Raw genomic sequence first — 1,374 nt, forward strand, 5'->3', positions numbered from 1 at the left:
GGTCTTCGGCCAGGCCAGCGCTCTCGTCGCGGCGATCGTCAGCGGTATGTACGGCGGGACGGGCGTCTTCCTGCTCGGCTCCCTGGACATCCCGGCCCGCCGGGACCAGGCGATCTACGCCGCCTTCTCGGTCCTGGCGGGCATCGCGGTGATCGCGGCGGCGTTCTTCCTGGAGCGGGTCTGCAAACTCCCCGAGGACGAGGACGAGGACAACGGCCCGGGCCACGTCCCGGCACGCTAGCGGGGCCCCCACACCCCCGGCTGGGCCGGGAGCCTATGAGGCTGCGCCTGTCGCCCCCGCGCACGTTACGCGGCACGAACCCGGACCCACCCGCACGGCTGCCCACCACGTCACGCACGCACGCGGCGCGAACCGAAGCCTCGTCGCCGTCGGGCCTGGATTCCGTCCCCGGCCAGGACGCCTTGCGCCGCAGTGGCTCCCGGCGGCATGGGCCCTGCGGGGGGCGGCGAAGGCGGCGGTCCGTCCCGCAGGGCTTGGGCGGCCGCCGGGTCAGAGAAGGGTCCCGCCCTGCACCTGCGACGAGGCGAGGATCGTCGCGAGCCGGGTCCTGACGTCCTCCGGCAAGCCGCCCGCTGTACCCCGCAGTTGAGACACGGACACCGTCAACGCGCCATGATCGGACTCATCGCGCGGACAGGTCATCAACGCGCCATGATCAGACTCATCACACCGACAGGTCGTCAGCGCGCCATGATCAGGCTCATCGCCTCATTGCGCGTGGCGACATCGCGCAGCTGCCCTCGCACCGCCGAGGTGATCGTCTTCGCGCCCGGCTTACGGATCCCGCGCATCGACATGCACATGTGCTCGCACTCGATCACCACGATCACGCCGCGCGGCTCCAGGATCTCCATCAGAGAGTCCGCGATCTGCGTGGTCAGCCGCTCCTGCACCTGCGGGCGGCGGGCGAAGACATCGACGAGGCGGGCCAGCTTGGACAGGCCGGTGATCTTGCCGCTGGTGGACGGGATGTAGCCGACGTGCGCGACGCCCCGGAACGGCACCAGGTGATGCTCACAGCAGCTGACGACCTCGATGTCCTTCACCAGGACCATCTCGTCGTGGCCCAGGTCGAAGGTCGTCGTCAGCACGTCCTCGGGCTGCTGCCACAGTCCCGCGAATATCTCCTTGTAGGCCCGCGCCACCCGCGCCGGCGTCTCCCGAAGGCCCTCGCGATCCGGGTCCTCGCCGACCGCGATGAGCAGTTCGCGTACGGCGTTCTCGGCTCGCTTCTCGTCGAATACGCCGATCGTTCCCTCGCCGTCCAGCGTCACCGGGTCGGTCATCTGTGCCTCGTTCCTGTGCTCTGCCATGGCGCGAAAACGCCGCGCCTCCCAGGCTAGAACCTGGGA

Annotated in this window: 2 protein-coding genes; one reads left to right on the forward strand and one right to left on the reverse strand. The window is 69.9% G+C overall.

What is annotated here, in order from left to right:
• Positions 1-241, forward strand: a 241-nt coding sequence (locus tag ACWGI8_RS44320) for a DUF3180 domain-containing protein (protein ID WP_453669295.1), incomplete at its 5' end; no start/stop codon positions are given.
• Positions 242-702: 461 nt separating this feature from the next.
• Here ACWGI8_RS44320 and folE read toward each other — a convergent pair.
• Positions 703-1,308: a GTP cyclohydrolase I FolE gene (folE, locus tag ACWGI8_RS44325; RefSeq protein ID WP_453669296.1), complete on the reverse strand. Its 606-nt coding sequence runs from the start codon at positions 1,306-1,308 to the stop codon at positions 703-705.
• Positions 1,309-1,374: the final 66 nt, after the last annotated feature.

Source organism: Streptomyces sp. NPDC054841, from assembly GCF_053611045.1.